16 protein-coding genes and 1 pseudogene are annotated in these 17,786 nt (G+C 65.5%); 14 read left to right on the top strand and 3 right to left on the bottom strand.

Going from position 1 to position 17,786, the window contains the following annotated elements; all coding sequences use genetic code 11:
- The 7 genes from kdpB to ACXJ1Z_RS04180 all read left to right on the top strand — a co-directional run bounded on the left by kdpB (position 1) and on the right by ACXJ1Z_RS04180 (position 7,702).
- On the top strand, positions 1-2,037 hold the full coding sequence (kdpB, locus tag ACXJ1Z_RS04210) for a potassium-transporting ATPase subunit KdpB (RefSeq protein WP_463779770.1): 2,037 nt from the start codon (positions 1-3) through the stop codon (positions 2,035-2,037).
- Between the two features lie 11 nt (positions 2,038-2,048).
- On the top strand, positions 2,049-2,621 hold the full coding sequence (gene kdpC / locus ACXJ1Z_RS04205) for a potassium-transporting ATPase subunit KdpC (protein WP_463779767.1): 573 nt from the start codon (positions 2,049-2,051) through the stop codon (positions 2,619-2,621).
- Entirely contained in the window at positions 2,621-5,290 is a 2,670-nt protein-coding gene (locus tag ACXJ1Z_RS04200) for a DUF4118 domain-containing protein (protein ID WP_463779765.1), read from the top strand. The genes kdpC and ACXJ1Z_RS04200 overlap by 1 nt, the downstream gene beginning before the upstream one ends.
- Entirely contained in the window at positions 5,290-5,982 is a 693-nt protein-coding gene (locus ACXJ1Z_RS04195) for a response regulator transcription factor (RefSeq protein ID WP_463779764.1), read from the top strand. Before ACXJ1Z_RS04200 ends, ACXJ1Z_RS04195 begins: the two co-directional genes overlap by 1 nt.
- 417 nt (positions 5,983-6,399) lie before the next feature.
- Positions 6,400-6,651, top strand: coding sequence for a hypothetical protein (locus ACXJ1Z_RS04190; RefSeq protein WP_463779763.1), 252 nt, complete (start codon positions 6,400-6,402; stop codon positions 6,649-6,651).
- Positions 6,652-6,827: 176 nt separating this feature from the next.
- Positions 6,828-7,034: a hypothetical protein gene (locus ACXJ1Z_RS04185; RefSeq protein WP_463779761.1), complete on the top strand. Its 207-nt coding sequence runs from the start codon at positions 6,828-6,830 to the stop codon at positions 7,032-7,034.
- Positions 7,031-7,702: a hypothetical protein gene (locus ACXJ1Z_RS04180; protein WP_463779759.1), complete on the top strand. Its 672-nt coding sequence runs from the start codon at positions 7,031-7,033 to the stop codon at positions 7,700-7,702. The genes ACXJ1Z_RS04185 and ACXJ1Z_RS04180 overlap by 4 nt, the downstream gene beginning before the upstream one ends.
- A 21-nt stretch (positions 7,703-7,723) precedes the next feature.
- Here the strand turns inward: ACXJ1Z_RS04180 and ACXJ1Z_RS04175 are convergent, their stop codons facing one another.
- A complete protein-coding gene (locus ACXJ1Z_RS04175; protein ID WP_463779757.1) occupies positions 7,724-8,467 on the bottom strand; it encodes a hypothetical protein in 744 nt (247 codons plus the stop codon).
- 87 nt (positions 8,468-8,554) lie between these two features.
- Between ACXJ1Z_RS04175 and ACXJ1Z_RS04170 the strand changes: the two genes are divergently transcribed.
- Positions 8,555-9,145: a WG repeat-containing protein gene (locus tag ACXJ1Z_RS04170; protein ID WP_463779755.1), complete on the top strand. Its 591-nt coding sequence runs from the start codon at positions 8,555-8,557 to the stop codon at positions 9,143-9,145.
- 19 nt (positions 9,146-9,164) lie between these two features.
- Here the strand turns inward: ACXJ1Z_RS04170 and ACXJ1Z_RS04165 are convergent, their stop codons facing one another.
- Positions 9,165-9,533, bottom strand: coding sequence for a hypothetical protein (locus ACXJ1Z_RS04165; RefSeq protein WP_463779754.1), 369 nt, complete (start codon positions 9,531-9,533; stop codon positions 9,165-9,167).
- Between the two features lie 112 nt (positions 9,534-9,645).
- Here ACXJ1Z_RS04165 and ACXJ1Z_RS04160 point away from each other — a divergent pair, with 112 nt between their 5' ends.
- The 3 genes and pseudogenes from ACXJ1Z_RS04160 to ACXJ1Z_RS04150 all read left to right on the top strand — a co-directional run bounded on the left by ACXJ1Z_RS04160 (position 9,646) and on the right by ACXJ1Z_RS04150 (position 11,143).
- A complete protein-coding gene (locus ACXJ1Z_RS04160) occupies positions 9,646-10,278 on the top strand; it encodes a hypothetical protein (protein WP_463779752.1) in 633 nt (210 codons plus the stop codon).
- A gap of 22 nt (positions 10,279-10,300) precedes the next feature.
- Positions 10,301-10,522, top strand: a pseudogene (locus tag ACXJ1Z_RS04155) (lysozyme inhibitor LprI family protein); the annotation flags it as partial.
- 33 nt (positions 10,523-10,555) lie between these two features.
- The gene (locus tag ACXJ1Z_RS04150; RefSeq protein ID WP_463779751.1) at positions 10,556-11,143 is read left to right on the top strand and encodes a hypothetical protein; all 588 of its coding nucleotides are present in this window, start codon (positions 10,556-10,558) and stop codon (positions 11,141-11,143) included.
- Between the two features lie 35 nt (positions 11,144-11,178).
- On the opposite strand, the gene ACXJ1Z_RS04145 is transcribed toward ACXJ1Z_RS04150, so the two are convergent.
- The gene (locus ACXJ1Z_RS04145) at positions 11,179-11,847 is read right to left on the bottom strand and encodes a TetR/AcrR family transcriptional regulator (protein WP_463779749.1); all 669 of its coding nucleotides are present in this window, start codon (positions 11,845-11,847) and stop codon (positions 11,179-11,181) included.
- Positions 11,848-11,940: 93 nt separating this feature from the next.
- On the opposite strand from ACXJ1Z_RS04145, the gene ACXJ1Z_RS04140 reads away from it, so the two are divergent.
- The 3 genes from ACXJ1Z_RS04140 to ACXJ1Z_RS04130 are packed head-to-tail and all read left to right on the top strand — an operon-like array spanning position 11,941 to position 17,735.
- On the top strand, positions 11,941-13,101 hold the full coding sequence (locus tag ACXJ1Z_RS04140; protein ID WP_463779748.1) for an efflux RND transporter periplasmic adaptor subunit: 1,161 nt from the start codon (positions 11,941-11,943) through the stop codon (positions 13,099-13,101).
- A gap of 6 nt (positions 13,102-13,107) precedes the next feature.
- Entirely contained in the window at positions 13,108-16,278 is a 3,171-nt protein-coding gene (locus ACXJ1Z_RS04135) for an efflux RND transporter permease subunit (protein ID WP_463779747.1), read from the top strand.
- Between the two features lie 2 nt (positions 16,279-16,280).
- The gene (locus ACXJ1Z_RS04130; RefSeq protein WP_463779746.1) at positions 16,281-17,735 is read left to right on the top strand and encodes an efflux transporter outer membrane subunit; all 1,455 of its coding nucleotides are present in this window, start codon (positions 16,281-16,283) and stop codon (positions 17,733-17,735) included.
- Positions 17,736-17,786: the final 51 nt, after the last annotated feature.

Genomic DNA, 17,786 nt, shown 5'->3' with positions numbered 1-17,786 from the left:
ATGGCCACCAAGCAAACCAAGAGCCTTTTCACCGCCGACCTCGTCCTGCCGGCGATCAAGGCATCGTTCCTCAAGCTCAATCCCGCCGAACTGATCCGCAATCCGGTCATGTTCGTCACCGGTGTCGTCGCGGCGTTGATGACGGTCCTGCTCGTCATCGGGCATGACGATCTGTCGACCAGCTTCAAGTTGCAGCTGGTGATCTGGCTGTGGCTCACGGTCCTGTTCGGCACCTTTGCCGAAGCGCTCGCCGAGGGCCGTGGCAAGGCCCAGGCGGCCAGCTTGCGCGCCACCAAGGCGGACCTCGTCGCCAAGCGGCTGAAGGGCGAGGGGCGCGAATACGACGACGTTCCCGCCAGCCAGCTCAAGCTGGGGGACGTGGTGCTGGTCGAGACCAACGACCTGATCCCGTCGGACGGCGAAGTGGTCTGGGGCGTCGCCTCGGTCAACGAAGCGGCGATCACCGGCGAGAGCGCGCCGGTGATCCGCGAGGCGGGCGGCGACCGTTCGGCGGTGACGGCGGGCACCCGCGTCATCTCCGACGAAATCCGTGTCAAGGTGACGGCGGAGCCCGGCAAGGGCTTCCTCGACCGCATGATCGCGCTGGTCGAAGGCGCCGAGCGGCAGAAAACCCCCAACGAGGTCGCGCTCACGTTGCTGCTGGTCGGCCTGACGATCATCTTCCTGATCGCGGTCGGCACCATCCCGGGCTTCGCCAGCTATGCCGGCGGTTCGATCCCGGTGGCGATGCTTGCGGCGCTGCTCATCACCCTGATCCCGACCACGATTGCCGCGCTGCTCTCGGCCATCGGCATCGCCGGAATGGATCGGCTGGTGCGCTTCAACGTGCTCGCCAAGTCGGGCCGCGCGGTGGAGGCCGCAGGCGACATCGACGTACTACTGCTCGACAAGACCGGCACCATCACTGTCGGTGATCGTGCCGCCAGCGAGTTCCGCGCGGTAAGCGGCGTCAACATCCAGGAGCTTGCCGAGGCGGCGCTGATCGCAAGCTTGGCGGATGAGACTCCGGAAGGTCGCTCGATCGTCGTTCTGGCCCGCGAGAAGTTCGGGGTGACAACTGCGGAATTGCCTGCGGGTGCCGAGGTCATCCCATTCACCGCGCAGACGCGCATCTCGGGCGTGGATACCGGCGGGCGTTTGATCCAGAAGGGCGCGGTAGACTCGATCCTCAAGGCTAATCCAAGCTTGGGTGAGACGGCCGCTGCGACCGAACTGCGCCGCATCACCGACGAGATTGCCCGCGCTGGCGGTACCCCGCTGGCAGTCGCGCAAGATGGCCGCTTACTGGGTGCGATCTTCCTCAAGGACGTGGTCAAGGCCGGTATCCGCGAGCGCTTCGGCGAACTGCGAGCGATGGGCATCCGCACGGTGATGATCACCGGCGACAACCCGCTCACCGCCGCCGCCATCGCCGCCGAGGCGGGTGTCGACGACTTCCTCGCGCAGGCGACGCCCGAGGACAAGCTGGAGCTGATCCGCAAGGAGCAGACCGGCGGCAGGCTCGTCGCGATGTGCGGCGACGGCACCAACGATGCGCCCGCGCTCGCGCAGGCCGACGTCGGCGTGGCGATGAACACCGGCACGCAGGCCGCGCGCGAGGCCGGCAACATGGTCGACCTCGACAGCGACCCGACCAAGCTGATCGAGATCGTCGGCCTGGGCAAGCAGCTGCTGATGACGCGTGGCGCGCTGACGACCTTCTCGGTCGCCAACGATGTCGCCAAGTACTTCGCGATCATCCCGGCCATGTTCGTGGTGCTCTATCCGGGCTTGGGCGTGCTCAACGTCATGGGACTGAAGTCGCCGGAGACGGCGATCCTGTCGGCGATCATCTTCAACGCGATTATCATCCCGATGCTGGTGCCGCTCGCGCTCAAGGGCGTGGCGTACAAACCGATGGGCGCCGGGCCGCTGCTCGCCCGCAATCTCGCCGTCTATGGCCTTGGCGGCCTCATTGCTCCGTTCGTCGGCATCAAGGTCATCGACCTTCTCGTCGGCGGCCTCGGCCTCGTATAAGGAACCCCACTATGGGCAAGGATTTCACCACTGCGCTGCGTCCCGCCATCGTCATGACGCTACTGTTCGCGCTTTTGCTGGGGCTGGCATACCCGCTGGCGATGACCGGGATCGGGCAGGCGATCTTCCCGGCGCAAGCCAACGGCAGCCTGGTGCGCGATGCCGGGGGCAAGGTGATCGGATCGTCGGTAGTGGGCCAGGCGTTCACGTCCGACCGCTACTTCCAGACGCGCCCTTCCGCCGCCGGCAAGGGCTACGACGGGCTGGCCTCGTCCGGCTCGAACCTCGGCCCCACGTCGCAGGCGCTGGTCGATCGCATCAAGCCGGACATCGCCAAGCGCCGCGCCGAGGGCGTGACGGGTCCGCTCCCCGCCGACTTGGTGACCGCCAGCGGTTCGGGCCTCGACCCCGACCTGTCGCCAGCATCGGCGCTGGCGCAGGTGGCGCGGGTCGCCAAGGTGCGCGGATTGCCTGAAGGCCAGCTGCGCACGCTGGTCGAAACTCACACGGAGGGCTCGACCCTGGGCGAGCCGCACGTCAACGTGCTCGCGCTCAACCGCGCGCTGGACGCCACTGCGCGCTGATGCCCGGTGACGGCCGACCCGACCCCGACGCCCTCCTGCGCCACGCCGCGCAGGAGGGCCGGGGCAAACTCAAGATCTTCCTGGGCGGCGCGCCCGGCGTGGGCAAGACCTACGAGATGCTGTCCGAAGGCATCTCGCACAGGCGCGACGGCGTCGATGTGGTGATCGGCGTCGTCGAAACCCATGGCCGCGCCGAGACCGAGGCCCTGACCCGAGGCCACGAAATCATCCCCCGGCGCGAGGTGGCCTACGAAGGACGCACCCTGAACGAAATGCACATCGACGCCATCCTCGCGCGCCAGCCGCGCCTGGTGCTGGTCGACGAACTCGCCCACACCAACGCGCCAGGCAGTCGTCATCCCAAGCGCTACCAGGATGTCGAGGAACTGCTGGCCGCCGGGATCGACGTCTATTCCACCGTCAACATCCAGCACGTCGAGAGCCTGAACGACGTCGTCGCCAGCTTCACTCGCGTCCGCGTGCGCGAGACGGTTCCCGACCGCATCCTCGAGATGGCCGAGATCGAAGTCGTCGACATCCCGCCCGACGAACTGATCGAGCGACTGAAGGCGGGCAAGGTCTACCTCCCGCACGAAGCGACACGCGCCCTGGGGCACTTCTTCTCCAAGTCCAATCTTTCCGCCTTGCGCGAACTGGCGCTGCGCCGGGCGGCACAATCGGTCGATGCGCAGATGCTGGACCACGTGCGCGGGCTTGGTGTCGGCGGCACCTGGGCGGGCAGCGACCGCATCGTCGTCGCCATCAACGAATTGCCCGGTGCCGACGAACTGGTGCGCGCGGCCAAGCGCGTTGCCGATGGTCTGCACGGCCCATGGACCGCGCTGTTCATCGAAACGCCGCGCACCGCCTACTTCACCGATGCGCAACACGCCCGCGTCGCTGCTACGATGACGCTGGCGACCCAGCTTGGCGCCGCGATCGCCACCGTGCCCGCGCCCGACGTGGTGCAGGGCATTCAGTCGTTCCTGGGCGATGCGCGCGCGACGCAGCTGGTTGTGGGCAAGTCCCGCCGCTCGCGCTGGTTCGAGCTGCGGCATGGCTCGGTCGTCGACCGCCTGGTGCGCCGAACCTCGGGGGTGACGATCCACGTCATCCCTTTGGAGCAATCCCCTGCGCATGACGAGAAGCGCCGTCGGCGTGATGCCACGTGGGGCTCGCCCATCGGGTATGCCCTTGCAACCGGCATGGTGGCCGCGGTTACAGCCGCCGCGACAGCGCTGTTCCACATCCTTGACCTGGGCAATGTCGCGCTGCTCTATCTGCTGCCGGTCATGGCTGCGGCCAGCCTCTACGGCTTGCGCACCGGGCTTTTCGCCGGACTTTTGTCTAGCGTCGCCTACAACTTCTTTTTCCTGCCGCCGACCGGCACCCTGACCATCAACAACCCCGAGAATGTGGTTTCGGTCATCGTGCTGCTGGGCGTCGCCTTCGCGACCAGCCAGCTCACCTCGCGAGTCCGTGCGCAAGCAGACCTGGCATCGGCCAGCGCACGGACCAACGCGACGCTGGCGGGCTTCCTGCGTCAGGTCACCAGCGTCAACGACCCGGCGATTGCCGCGCAGATGATCTGCGACGACGTGAAGCGCCTGTTCGGCGTGCAGGTCGTGCTGCTCGAACGGCTGGTCGGCACGCGGCTGGAAGTCAAGGCCGCCAGCGACCCCAACTATCGCCTCAACGCCATCGACGAGGCCGCCGCCACCTGGACCTTCGATACCGCCACCGCGACCGGGCGGGGATCGGGCACGCTCGCCGCTTCCGACTGGCTGTTCCACCCCTTGCAAGCCGGCGATCATGTCCTTGCCGTGCTTGGCATCGCGCGCGATGCGGGCGGTGACCCGGTGCGGGCGGACCAGCTACCGCTGCTCACCAGTCTGATCGACCAGGCCGCCCTGGTGCTGGAGCGATTGCGGCTGGAGGCCGAGATGCGCGACGTCGATGTCGTGCGAACTCGCGACCGGCTGCGCGCGGCGCTGCTGTCGTCGGTCGGCCACGACTTGCGCACGCCGCTCACCGCCGTGATCGCGGCCGCTGACGAGCTCGACCACGGCACCACGCCCGAGCTGATCGCTACGATCAAGGGCGAAGCGGCGCGGCTCAACCGGTTCGTCGCCAACCTGCTCGACATGGCGCGGGTGGAGGCGGGCGCGCTCAAGCTGAACATCGAGCCCATCGACCTGAGCGATGCCGTGACCAGCGCCGCGCATGATGCCCGGCGCGCGCTGGAGGGCCACGCCGCCCGCCTCGACGTGCCGCCCCGCCTGCCGCTGGTGCTGGCCGACCCGCAACTGCTGCATCATTGCCTGCTCAACCTGCTCGACAACGCCGGGCGCTATGGCGATCCCGGAACCGAGATCGTGATCGAGGGAACGCATCGCTTTGGCGAAGTCCGGCTCTCCGTGCTGGACAATGGGCCGGGCCTGCCGCCGGGGCAGGAGCAACACGTGTTCGAAACCTTCCGTCGCCTCGAAGGGTCGGACCGGGTCGCCGGTGGCACCGGCCTGGGCCTCGCCATCGTCAAGGCGTTCGCCGAAGCCATGGGGCTGGGCATCGAGGCCGGCAACCGCGCCGATGGCACCGGGGCCGCGTTCGCGCTGACGTTCCCCTCCCCCCTGATCGTGCGCGAAGTCGCCTCCGAAAGCGTCACCTGATGGCCGCCAAGATCCTGGTCGTGGACGACGAGCCCGCCATCCGCCGCCTCCTGCGCAACACGCTGGAGCGCGCCGGCTACGAGATCGTCGAGGCGCGCAACGGACACGAGGCGATTGCGCAGGCCGCATCCGAGCACCCTAATGCGATCCTCCTCGACCTCGGCCTGCCCGATCGCGACGGCCTGGGCCTCATCCCACTGCTGCGCCGCGATGGTGAAACGACGGTGCTGGTAGTTTCGGCGCGCGAGGCCACAGACGAAAAGGTGGCGGCACTGGACCTTGGCGCTGACGATTTCGTGACCAAGCCTTTCGATACCGAGGAATTGCTCGCAAGGCTGCGGGTCGCCTTGCGCCACCGCGGACCTTCCAGAGACTCCACCAAGCGCATCCAGCGGGGCGACCTGACTATCGATCTTGATCGGCGCTTGGTGTGTCGCGGAGCAGAAGAACTCCATCTCACCCGCAAGGAGCACGACGTGCTGGCGGTGTTGGCCCGACACATCGGTCGCGTCGTCACCCACGAACGCATCATCGCCGCGGCTTGGAGTGGCGAGGAGGATCCCCGCATCGAGTACCTGCGCATAGTCATCCGCAACTTGCGCCAGAAACTGGAACCACCCGGCTCGGTCGGCAGTGTCATCGCAAACGAGCTTGGGGTTGGCTACCGCCTGCGAGCGGACCAGAACGGATGACGTGCCTACTGCCAACGTCGAGCCTTGCTGGTATTTGCCTAGCTGCTCGTGACGACAGACGTTTGCGGTCGGGAATGGCCGAGATCTTCGGCGGTGGTTTGCCAAGGTAAGCTCGCCGACGCCGCGATCGACGGGCCGCTCTTTCGAAGCCCCCGATCTACGGCGATAGCTTCGACGGGCGTCAGCCGCTCGTTCAGCGCCGTTGCTATCAGCCCAGGAATGCAGTCATTTGGTCGGTGTAAGTGCGCCAGGCGATCTGGCGGACATCGAGCCAGCTATCGTCATAGTATGTAGAGCTATAGCGTTCACCGCTGTCGCACCAATTGCGACCATTTCGACCTGGTTTGTACCGGCCAACTGCAGGTCGCGACCGGCAAGCCCGCGGTTGCGTGGAAAGAGTGGCTGCGCTTCGATCTGGTGGACAAGCGCTGGTGTCCCGGCGTCTGCAAGGTTGCCTGCCGGATCAGCCAGGTCACACCCGACGAGATCTCCATCTACGATAGCCGCGCCACTACCGGTGGCGCGGCTATCGTGCAGCTTACGCTTTCGCGCGCGCAAGGTACGATCCACGAGGCGGTGGCGGCCGGCTGGTCCGGATCGAGCTTCGGCATCGCCGAAGGCAAGTGCGTGCGTGAAAAGTTCAGCGGCTTGCCCGGGCAGAAGTTCTAGCTCCCAGTTTTGCGGCACGCTCTGGGTGCAGGATGCCACCGACAGGTTGCTGGCCGTGCCACCGTCTTCGGTAGCGGACGAGTTCCGCCGCCACCAGGGGACCGAAGCGCCGCACCTATGTCGTTGCGCCGATGATGCGGCGCAATCGCTGAACTGCTCAACAAGCGATGGTGTTCATGGTGACCGACGTGCTGCGCGAAGCCGAGCAGGTGGGTAACATCGAAACCCTGCGGCAGGACGATCCCGCCACCTTTGCCGTGCTGAAGCGGCTTTATCGGCGTATCCTGGACCTTGTGGCCACGCAGCCGGAGCTTGCTGCTTGCGTCAGCGTTCCTGCAGATGGTGAAACGGCGCCGTTCTCCATCACGAGGGATGCACCATGAAGCGCACGCTCATCTTCGTCGCCATCGTCACGCTGGTTTCGGGCCTGACTTCGTTCGTCCTTGCGGCACTGGCGGCCAACTCGCGGCGCCAGCCGTACCGGCGTATCGTTCTTGGCCTTGGCGGCATGCTTGTCTGCGCGGCGCAATCGGCGGCGGCGGAGCCTGCCCGCAGTTATGAATACACGCTCGAATATGCGCTTTCCCCCGCAGACAATCCGCAGGTGCAGCGCCAACAGGAGGCCGTGTGCACGCGGATGGGGCCCTCGCGATGCCGGGTCATGCTGTCGCGTGTGGATGACGGCGGAGGTCAGCGTGGCGCCCTGACCGTGCAGGTCACACGCGCCAAGGCTGCGCAGGTTCTGGAGCGGTTCGCCAGCCTTGTCGACGAAGCCGGCGGCGAGGCGCGTTTGCGCGAACTCAGGGTCACCGAAGGATCACGCGCGCCCCAGGCAGGCGGTGCCGCGTCGATCGCGATCACGTATGTCGGGATACCGGGTTTTGCCGAACAGACCGGCGAGGCTCTGCGTGCGTTCGGACCTGTCGCGCAGGCGGGGTTCATTTCCACGATCTACCTGCTGCCGGCGCTTGCCCCCTGGCTCGCTGTCGCGGCCCTGATCGTCTGGGGCGTACGGGCTGCGTGGCGCAGGCGTCCTCGTTCGCCTGCGTAACCACGACGCTGCCGTAATCGGTTAGACGGGGCCGACGGTGTCCTCCGGCGAACGGCTGGCGGCCGGCATGACGCGATCAGGCTTGGGCCGGCGCGGAATGCGGCGTGAGATGGCGCGCACGATCAGGAATATCGCGCCCAGCACCACGACCCACGGCAAGGCGCCGGCCAGGAAGTAGATCAGCGCCACGACGCTGCTGGTCAGCGTTTCTCCGCCCGAACTCAGTGCTGCGCCGACCTGGCTCCAGAACCCTTCGGTGCCGCTGTAATAGGCCCACACCGTTGAGGTCTCGACCCGCTCGCGCAAGTTGCCGGCGGCGGCGCGGTTGTCGGCGTTGTTCTTCTCGACGACTTTGGCGTTGGCTTCGGCGGTCTGCTTCGTCACGTCTTCGGCTTCGAAGTCGCGCGAGGCCAATTCGCCGCCCAGTGCGGTGACCGGTGTGGTCAGGTCCTGACCGAACTTGCGCGCGTCGCCGGCCAGAACCATGAAGCGCGTCGAGCCGTCGGAGCCGCTCGCGCTGGTGCTGCGGTGCATCTCCAGCATGCGGCATCGGCCCGGACCCATCTGGTCGCACAAGGCCATGTGCTTGTCCTGCGCTTCGTTCACGGCGCCGCCGGGCAGGGTGAAGCGGTAGGTGTAGCCGTATGCGACCAGCGCCTTGGTATCGCCGAGGCTCTCGGCTTGCCCGGCTTGCCCCGCCTGCTCACTCTCGCGGTTGCTGCATGCGGCTAGGGCGGTGCCCATCAACAGGACGGACGCAAGCATTCTCTTCATGGTACGGCAATTCCCCTGTTATCGGTGCAGCATAGCCGCAGCCGCGCGCTGTGCGCATCGTTAAAGTGGAGTGGGCGCGTGGAAAGATGGGTTGCGTCGTGCTTGGCAGGATCGCTGCTCTGGGCACCGCCGTGCTTTGCGCAGGGCTCGCCTTCTGGCCAGTCGGCGTTCCCGCTGGCCTGCACATATGCGAGTACGTCGGGTGAACTCGAAGTCGAGGAGGCCTGCGCTTCGGTCGCCGGGGAAACGCCGTTGCTGGCGCCACGTATCCTTGCCAAGTTGTCCTACACAAAAGGGCTCGCTTACGTCACGGTACGAGGGATGGCATATCACCGCCGCCGCGACGGTACGACAAGGCGGATGTACATCTTCGACAATGGGCCTGACGATTTCGTCGAAGGTCTCGCTCGGGCGATTGTCGGCGGCAAAATCGCCTATGTCGATCGACGCCTGCGTATCCGCATCGCGACGCGCTACGACTGGGGCGATCGCTTCGATCATGGCCGGGCCGATGTCTGTATCGGCTGCCGCTCGGTGCCGGTCGGCGATGTCGAGCACAGCGTGATGGAGGGTGGGCGCTGGGGCGTGATCGACACGTCGGGGCGAGAGGTCGTGCCGGTGACGTTCACCCAGGCCGATTTCGTTGCGCAACGAGACCGGCTGAGGTGAGTGCATCGGCCGCGTTCGGCTATCGGATGGTCAGCATGACCGCTGCGACAAGAACCAGGATCAGAACTGCCGCCGCCCACTGCAGGTAAAGCAGCTTGCGTGGCTTGACGCCGGAACGGGCGAGGCTGACGCCGTGCGCGATGGTAACCGCGCCAAACAGCATGACGGCTGCGAACAGCGCCAGCACCAGTCGCGCCGCAGCTTGCGACGCGTTGAAGCGCGAGCCGTCCGCGATGGCGTCCGGCGCGGCCAGCAGCATTGGCCCCATGCGCACGGTGATCGTTCCGATCAAGCCGATGAGGAACAAGCCGAGCACCACTTGCACGACACCGCGCGCCGTGGCCCCCTTGGCGGGTGCGACGGACTGCGTGTTTCCGGGATCGATCATGCAAATGCCCCTGCGATTGTCTGAAAGAACGGTTTGCTCAACGGTCGGACATCGCAGAAGTTCGCAAGCGGCGCACGGCGAGGGAGCGACAACGGTGATTTTTCTGACTTTGATGGCGGCCGCCGCAGCCGAGCCACCTCGTCGCTGCATGCTCCAGGCCTGGTCGAACGACACCGATCCGGCAGGACTGCGCGTGCATGCCGGTCCTGACCTGGCCTCCCCGGAGATCGGGCGACTGCCCGCGGCCATCGCCGGTGACGACCGCTATGCCCCTAACTTCAACATCGTCGATGTGCGCGACGGCTCGATGAAAATCGCCGATGCCGACGACAATGACAATCCGGGCAAGCCGCGCGCCGTGTTTCGCGGCACGGGCTGGGTGCACGGATCGCGCGTGATCTTCACGGTGCAATCCGAAGTCGGTCGAGCGGCGCCATCTCCGCGCGCCAGGGTCGTGGTCAAGGCGAGCGACTGGCTCGGCGATGCTGGCGAGCGGGTGCAGCCGATCCTGGACTGTTCCGGCGGCCGGCGCGCCTGCGCTACACCATTCCGGCGGAGGCACGCACGCTGGTGGGGTCGCGCTCTGGCGTCGCCTGGTTTGGTGGCATCTGCGGCAACCAGTACACGACGTGTGACAGCATGGACGAAAACAAGAGTCCACCGGGTCGACTCTGATTACCTTGCAACGCGTGCTTACGGACCGACAACTTGCGTGATCGGCGCGTCGCCGCGACGTATATTCTAATCCGCGATCGCAGCGCTCCGATCGCGAGGAGCCGACAACGACGCAATCCGATCCGGGCTTCGCGCCGGCGCTGCTGGCCTCGCAGCGCGCGTGGCTGACGTACCGTGATGCGGAGTGTCAGATCGAAAGCTATGAATGGCGTGGCGGATCGATGCAGCCATTCACCTACAACCAGTGCACGACGGCGCTGACACAGGAGCGGACCCGTCAACTGCGGGCAATCATAACCTGGGACGCGCGTTAGGTGCCGCGACCTTCGCTGGGCGCACGGTTGTCGATGAGATTTTTGCTCCCGCTGGCCGTTGCCTCGATAGGCTGTTGCAGTACCGACGCGATCGCAGCGTCGCAGCCTGAAGCTCACGCGCGCCAGCCGCAGCTTGCTGCCGGCGCCGACGATGCGGCGATCACGGCTGTTCGACACGCCACGCGCGCGATGAATTCGGTGTCGATCGACAGGTCGCAATCCTTTCGGATTGTCGATCAGGGTCGCCATGTCGCCACGCTGGTCGCGGGCCAAGGGCAGGCGTCAGGTGCCGTCTACCCGGGCTGCTTCATGGCGCTGGTGCAGGATGGCACGACGACGGTTGTGCCCACGATCGGTAGCGGCAACTGGGAAGCCGAAACGTGCGGACGTGCCATCGCCACCGGATTGATCGCCACCGGCGGTGCCGCGATCATCGCCATTGTCTACGATGCGGCGTCGCCCAATACGCCGGTACGTGAGCCGGTGGTCCTGCGGTGGCACCGCAAGGACCGTACTCTCGAGGCCGACGAAGCGCTGTCGCAGCAGGCCTCCGAAAGGGGCGCGACCACCATCGAGGCCTTGCGGCGAGTCCTGTCCCAAAGGATGCAGACCCGTCGGTGAGGAGTGCCCCCGGCCGCTGCCTGAGGCGCCACGCTTCAGATCGAGGCCGACGGCAGCAACCGGTTTGTAAGGCTCTGGCCCCCCGCCGTGGATGCCAGGCTGCTGATCTCGGATTCGACCAGCGCAATCATCCGGTTGGTGACCAGATCGCTGGATGGAAATCCGAAGAGCTGCCGGTGCTGGACTGCACCTGCTGCCGACAGCACGATGTCGGCCAAATTTTCGCGCGCCTCCGTGTTTTCGGGGCCGGGCGCCCAGATAGCCACTGCGTCGGCCAGGCGCGAGCGCAGCCGATTGTGCGCGCTGGCGACGATCCCGGCTATGCGCGGGTTGCGGCGCGCTTCGGATATGATGTCGGCCAGCAGGGGGAGCGTTTCGTCGTCGACGCGTCGGCTGACGAACAACTGCAACCAGTTTGTCAGTTCATCCGCATGTCCGGCCTTGAGGGCGTCGGCGATCTGCAGGTCGTCCAGCAAGTCGGTGACATCGCGCTCGACGATGGCGGCGATGACCTCTTCCTTGCTCGCGAAGTCACGATAAATCTGCCCGACCAGCACCTGAGAGACGCGTGCGATCTCGGCCATGCCGGTCGAATGAAAACCATGTTGCGCAAACAAGGTTCGGGCGGCGGCGATGATGCTTTCGCGTCGTGCCTCTGCCGTTCTTCTACCCCCCGTTGGGGCCTTTGCGTCCGGCTCCAGCATTCTTGCCCTCTTGACGCTCCGCCTTGTTCGCAGTAGCAGCATTTTTGTGAACGATCATTCACGCCATGTCAAATAGCGATTACCGGAACATCGATGGCTCCTTTTCAACGCGCCGCCCCTTTTGTGCTGCTCTTGCTTGCGGCATGCGGATCGCGCGAGGAAGCGCCTGCCGCTCCGCCGACGCCCGAAGTCGCGGTGGTGGAGATCAAGCCGCAATCCGCGACCCTGACGACGGTGGTACCCGGACGGACCACGGCGTTCGAGACGTCCGAAGTGCGGCCGCAGGTCAACGGACTGATCGTTGCACGCCTGTTTCAGGAAGGCGAATTCGTTCGCGCCGGCCAGCCTTTGTATCGGATCGACCCACAGCCGTACGTGCAGCAGGTCGCAAACGCGCGTGCAGCGCTGGCCCGCGCACGCGCCTCGATCGCATCGAGTGCTGCATTGCAGCGTCGCTATGGCGAACTTGTGCGGATCAACGCGATCGCCAAACAGGACTACGAAAATGCGATCACCACCGCCCAGCAGGCGCGCGCGGACGTAGCAGCGCAACAGGCCACCTTGCGCGGGGCGGAGATCGACCTTGCTCGCACGACCATCAAGGCGCCGATCTCGGGTCGTATCGGCCGTAGCCTGGTCACGACCGGGGGCCTGGCCACGGCCGGGCAGGCCGATGCGCTCACGACAATTCAGCGGCTCGATCCGATGTATGTCGACGTACCCCAATCCAGTGCGGACCTGCTCAAGCTGCGCCAGCAAGTGCTGGCCGGTTCGCTTGCGCGTGGCGGTGACGCCGCGCGCGTACGGCTGCGTCTGGAAGATGGCTCGCTTTATGCGCAGGAAGGCCGGCTGCAGTTCGCCGATGTGAGCGTCGATCCGGCCACCGGGACGCAGACGATCCGGGCGGTATTCCCCAATCCGCGATCGCTGCTGCTGCCCGGTATGTACGTGCGCGCGGAACTGGTCGAAGGTGTGCAGGGCGATGCCTTGATGGTGCCGCAACGCGCCGTGACCCGCAACGAGCGCGGCGAACCGGTGGCGATGGTCGTCGGGCGTGACAACAAAGCGGCGCAGCGCGTGCTGACCACCGATCGCAGCGTGGGCACCGACTGGCTGGTCACGGCTGGGCTCAAGGCCGGTGATCGGGTGATCATCGAAGGCGGCCAGATGGTGAAGCCCGGAGCCACGGTTCGTGCAGTGCCCTGGCGGCCCGCACCGGCCGGCGCCCAGGCGACCAAAGCCGGAGCGAAGTAAGCCGCGATGGCACGCTATTTTATCGACCGACCCATCTTCGCATGGGTCATCGCCATTCTCCTGATGCTGGCGGGCGTCCTCGCCATCCGCACTTTGCCGGTCGCGCAGTTCCCGGCGATCGCCTCGCCCACGGTGACGATCAACGCGATCTATCCCGGCGCGGACGCGCAGACGCTGGAAAATACCACCACCCAGATCATCGAGCAGCAGCTCAAAGGTATCGACAACTTACGCTATTTCGATTCCAGCTCGTCGTCGGCAGGGCAAGCCACGGTCACTCTGACGTTCGACCAGGGTACGGATCCCGATATCGCGCAAGTGCAGGTGCAGAACAAGCTGCAGGCGGCCACGCCGCTGCTTCCACAGGAGGTGCAGCAGCAGGGCATCCGGGTCGCGAAATCCTCGTCCAGTTTCCTGCTGGTCGTGGGCCTCTATTCCGAAGACGGCAGCCATACCGGCGGCGATCTGGCCGACATGGTGGCATCGCGCGTGCTGGATCCCATCAGCCGCATCACCGGCGTCGGTGAGACGCAGGCGTTCGGTTCGCAATACGCCATGCGGGTCTGGGTCGATCCCACGAAGCTGAACAATTATCAGCTCACGATCGGGGACGTCACCGCGGCGCTGCAACAGCAGAACGCGCAGGTTTCGGCGGGTCAGCTCGGCGCGCAGCCTTCTCCGCGCGAGCAGATGCTGAACGCGACGGTCTCGGTGCAGTCGCGTTTGCAGACTCCCGAGCAGTTCGGTGCCATTCGCCTCAAGAGCACCGCCAATGGCGCGATCGTGCGCTTGTCGGATGTGGCCCGGGTCGAATTGGGCTCGGAAACCTACGGCTTCGATCTGAAATACAACGGCAAGCTCGCCACCGGTTTCGGTATCAACCTTGCCCCTGGCGCCAATGCGCTCGACACCGTCGACGCGGTCAAGGCGCAGGTGAAGGAGCTTTCCAAGTCGTTCCCCCCGGACGTCAAGGTCGTCTATCCTTACGACTCCACGCCGTTTGTCCGGCTCTCGGTCGAGCAGGTGATCCACACCCTCGTCGAGGCCGTGGTGCTCGTGTTCGTCGTGATGTTCGTGTTCCTGCAGAACTGGCGTGCGACGCTGATCCCGACGATCGCGGTTCCGGTCGTGCTGCTGGGTACGTTCGCGGTGATGCAACTGGCCGGTTATTCGATCAACACGTTGACCTTGTTCGGCATGGTTCTGGCGATCGGTCTGCTGGTCGATGACGCGATCGTCGTCGTCGAAAACGTCGAGCGGCTGATCACAACCGAAGGCCTCAGTCCGAGGGACGCCGCCCGCAAATCGATGGACGAAATCAGCGGCGCCTTGATCGGCATCGGCCTGGTGCTGTCGGCGGTGTTCTTGCCGATGGCGTTCTTCGGCGGATCGACCGGTGTGATCTACCGCCAGTTCTCGCTGACGATCGTCGCCGCCATGGTCTTGTCGGTGCTGGTCGCGCTGATCCTCACCCCGGCGCTGTGTGCGACTATCCTCAAGCCGCACGATCCGTCGAAGAGCGAAGGCACGGGCCTGGTCGCGCGCTTCTTCCGCTGGTTCAACGATCGCTTCGATCGCGGGACCGAATCCTACGGGCGGGGCGTCGTACGCGTCGCACGCGGCTGGAAGCGCTCGATGATCATCTATCTCGTCATCGTGGCGGGCATGGCCTTCATGTTCTGGCGATTGCCGACCGGCTTCCTGCCCGACGAGGATCAGGGGTCGCTGTTCGTGGTGGTGCAGGCGCCTTCGGGCGCGACGGCCGCGCGGACCGAACTGGCGCTCGACCGTGTTCGCGAGAAGCTCAGCAAGGATCCGGCGGTCGATTCCGCCTTCACGCTGAACGGCTTCAGTTTTTCGGGGCAAGGCCAGAATGCCGGCATCGCCTTCGTCAAGCTGAAGGACTTCGACAAGCGCGATGGGTCCGAAAACCGGGCGCAGGCCGTGGTCGCGCGCGCGAACAAGTCTCTGCCCGGGTTCAAGGATGCGACGATCTTCGCGCTGATCCCCCCGGCGGTGCAGGAGCTGGGCGATGCCACCGGCTTCGATGCGCAGCTCGTCGATACCAGCGGCATGGGCCACGAGCGCCTGCTCGCCTTGCGCAATCAGATGCTGGGGATGGCGGCGCAGGACAAGCGCCTGGCGCAAGTGCGTCCGCTGAGCCTCGACGATGCCCCGCAGCTCAAGGTCAATATCGACCAGGACAAGGCGCGCACGCTCGGCATCGACCTTGGTGATGCCAGCAGCACCATCGCGACCGCCTGGGGTGGATCCTACGTGAACGATTTCATCGATCGTGGACGCGTCAAGCGCGTGTACGTGCAGGCCGACGCTCCGTTCCGACTGCAGCCCAGCGATCTCGATTCCTATTATGTGCGCGGTCAGCAGGGACAGATGGCGCCTTATGCCGCCTTCTCCGATCTATCGTGGGCACTGGCCCCGCTGCAGCTTACCCGCTTCAATGGCAGCCCATCGATGCAGATCCAGGGCGCTCCGGCGCCGGGTGTAAGCTCGGGCGAGGCGATGAAGGTGATGGAGGAGATCCATTCCAAACTGCCGGCCGGCACCAAGCTGGAATGGGCAGGGCTTTCCTATGAGGAGAACCTCTCGAGCGGGCAGGCACCGATCCTTTACGGTCTGTCGATGTTGATCGTGTTCCTGTGCCTTGCCGCGCTCTATGAAAGCTGGACGGTGCCGATATCGGTAATCCTCGTGGTGCCTCTGGGCGTGTTCGGTGCCTTGGCCGCAGCGGCGCTGACGGGATTGAACAACGATATCTACCTGCAGGTCGGTCTCATCACCACGATCGGCGTCTCGGCCAAGAACGCGATCCTGATCGTCGAATTCGCCGAGGAGCGGGTGCTTGGAGGCATGAAACCGTTCGAGGCCGCGATGGAGGCGGCGCGACTGCGCCTCAGGCCCATCCTGATGACCAGCCTCGCGTTCATTTTCGGCGTCCTGCCGCTGGCGATATCGACCGGCGCCGGCGCTGGCGGCCAGAACGCCATCGGGCGTGCGGTGGTCGGCGGCATGTTCACCGCCACGGTCTTCGCGATCTTCCTGGTGCCGATGTTCTTCGTGGTGGTCCTGCGGCTCTTCGGAAAAGGCAAGGATGACGACCAGCGGCCGGCGGTGCGCGACGAGCCGGAAGGCGAACCCGCTTCGCAAGGGACTTGAGCATGACCAAAACGATCCTGGCCCTGCTGGCGGGGGCATCGCTGCTGGGCGGTTGTAACCTCGCGCCCAAATATATCCGCCCGGTAGGCGCGGCGCCGGAAAGCTTTCCGCAGGGCGGGCCTTATCCGGTCGCGCGGCCAGACGCCCCGGCGGACATCGCGCTGGTGGGCTGGCGTGACTTCTTCACCGACCCTCGCCTGGTCACGGTCATCGAGACGGGCCTTACCAACAACCGTGACTTGCGCATCGCGGCGGCCAACGTGCTGCAGGCCCGTGCGCAGTATCGCGTGCAGCGCGCCGACCAGCTTCCCAGCATTACCGCGAACGGGACGGCCTCGTACACCAACAGTCCGCTGGGTGCAGGCGGCGGCGCCGGTGGAGTGGGCGCTGGCGGCGTGGGCGGGGTCGGCGCCGGTACGGGATCGACAGATATCTCGATCTATCAGGCGACGGTTGGTTTTTCGGCCTTCGAACTCGATCTGTTCGGGCGGTTGCGCAACCTCAGCCGCGCAGCGCAGGAACAGTATTTCGCCAGCGAGGAGGCGGCGAGAACCGCCCGTATCAGCCTGATCGCCGAGATCGGCACCGCCTGGGCGACGATGGCATCGGACCAGGAGCAACTGCGCATCGCGCAGGAAACGCTCAAGACGTTCGAACAGACGCTGAACCTCACGCGTGAGCAGTTCCGCATCGGTGTCGCGTCCGAACTGGAGAGCCGCCAGGCGGAAACCAATTACGAAGGTGCGCGCAATGATGTCGCGACATTCCGCACCCGTATCGCGCAAGATCAGAACGCGCTTAACCTGCTTGTCGGGACCACCGTTCCTGCCGACCAACTGCCGAACCCGCTGGGCAGCGGCAACGTCACCCGTGACGCGCTGCCTTCCGACCTGTCCTCGGCGGTGCTGCTCAAGCGCCCGGACGTGTTGCAGGCCGAACATCAGCTGATGGCGGAAAACGCCAATATCGGTGCGGCGCGCGCGGCGTTCTTTCCGCAGATATCGCTCACTGGCACGATCGGCACGTTGGGCCTGGCACTGGGTGATCTGTTCAAATCGGGGAGCTATACCTACAGCGGCTCTCCCGCGATCGGACTGCCGATATTCGATGCCGGCCGTAATCGCGGCAACCTCGAATATGCCAAGGCATCGCAACAGGTCGCGATCGCGACGTACGAGCGCGCGATCCAGACGGCGTTCCGCGAAGTTTCTGACGCATTGGCGCAACGGGGCACCATCAGCGAACAACTCGACGCACAAACGCGCCGTGCGGAGGCAGCGCAAGTTGCGGCGCGTCTGTCCACGGCTCGCTATCGTGCCGGAGTCGACAGCTTCCTGACATCTCTGGATGCACAGCGATCTGCCTATGCTGCGCAGCAGCAACTCGCCACGACCCGCCTCGCCCGGATCAGCAATCTCGTGGAATTGTATCGCTCGCTTGGGGGTGGGTTGCAGTAAACGCCTTGCAAGGTGCAAAAATAGGCATACACTCGTTAAAAATTGGAGAGT

It is taken from the genome of Novosphingobium sp. TK46 (assembly GCF_055361525.1).
Note: the sequence above shows the minus strand (reverse complement) of the source record. Positions and strands in the feature narration are given on the sequence as shown.

What these genes read in the sequence shown, in the direction of transcription:
- ACXJ1Z_RS04145 (WP_463779749.1), bottom strand. Translation starts at nt 11,847, where the DNA reads ATGCTGGAGCCGGACGCAAAGGCCCCAACGGGGGGTAGAAGAACGGCA.
- ACXJ1Z_RS04200 (WP_463779765.1), top strand. Translation starts at nt 2,621, where the DNA reads ATGCCCGGTGACGGCCGACCCGACCCCGACGCCCTCCTGCGCCACGCC.
- ACXJ1Z_RS04165 (WP_463779754.1), bottom strand. Translation starts at nt 9,533, where the DNA reads ATGATCGATCCCGGAAACACGCAGTCCGTCGCACCCGCCAAGGGGGCC.
- ACXJ1Z_RS04185 (WP_463779761.1), top strand. Translation starts at nt 6,828, where the DNA reads ATGGTGACCGACGTGCTGCGCGAAGCCGAGCAGGTGGGTAACATCGAA.
- ACXJ1Z_RS04130 (WP_463779746.1), top strand. Translation starts at nt 16,281, where the DNA reads ATGACCAAAACGATCCTGGCCCTGCTGGCGGGGGCATCGCTGCTGGGC.
- kdpC (WP_463779767.1), top strand. Translation starts at nt 2,049, where the DNA reads ATGGGCAAGGATTTCACCACTGCGCTGCGTCCCGCCATCGTCATGACG.
- ACXJ1Z_RS04195 (WP_463779764.1), top strand. Translation starts at nt 5,290, where the DNA reads ATGGCCGCCAAGATCCTGGTCGTGGACGACGAGCCCGCCATCCGCCGC.
- ACXJ1Z_RS04150 (WP_463779751.1), top strand. Translation starts at nt 10,556, where the DNA reads ATGAGATTTTTGCTCCCGCTGGCCGTTGCCTCGATAGGCTGTTGCAGT.
- ACXJ1Z_RS04135 (WP_463779747.1), top strand. Translation starts at nt 13,108, where the DNA reads ATGGCACGCTATTTTATCGACCGACCCATCTTCGCATGGGTCATCGCC.
- ACXJ1Z_RS04175 (WP_463779757.1), bottom strand. Translation starts at nt 8,467, where the DNA reads ATGCTTGCGTCCGTCCTGTTGATGGGCACCGCCCTAGCCGCATGCAGC.
- ACXJ1Z_RS04140 (WP_463779748.1), top strand. Translation starts at nt 11,941, where the DNA reads ATGGCTCCTTTTCAACGCGCCGCCCCTTTTGTGCTGCTCTTGCTTGCG.
- ACXJ1Z_RS04160 (WP_463779752.1), top strand. Translation starts at nt 9,646, where the DNA reads ATGGCGGCCGCCGCAGCCGAGCCACCTCGTCGCTGCATGCTCCAGGCC.
- ACXJ1Z_RS04180 (WP_463779759.1), top strand. Translation starts at nt 7,031, where the DNA reads ATGAAGCGCACGCTCATCTTCGTCGCCATCGTCACGCTGGTTTCGGGC.
- kdpB (WP_463779770.1), top strand. Translation starts at nt 1, where the DNA reads ATGGCCACCAAGCAAACCAAGAGCCTTTTCACCGCCGACCTCGTCCTG.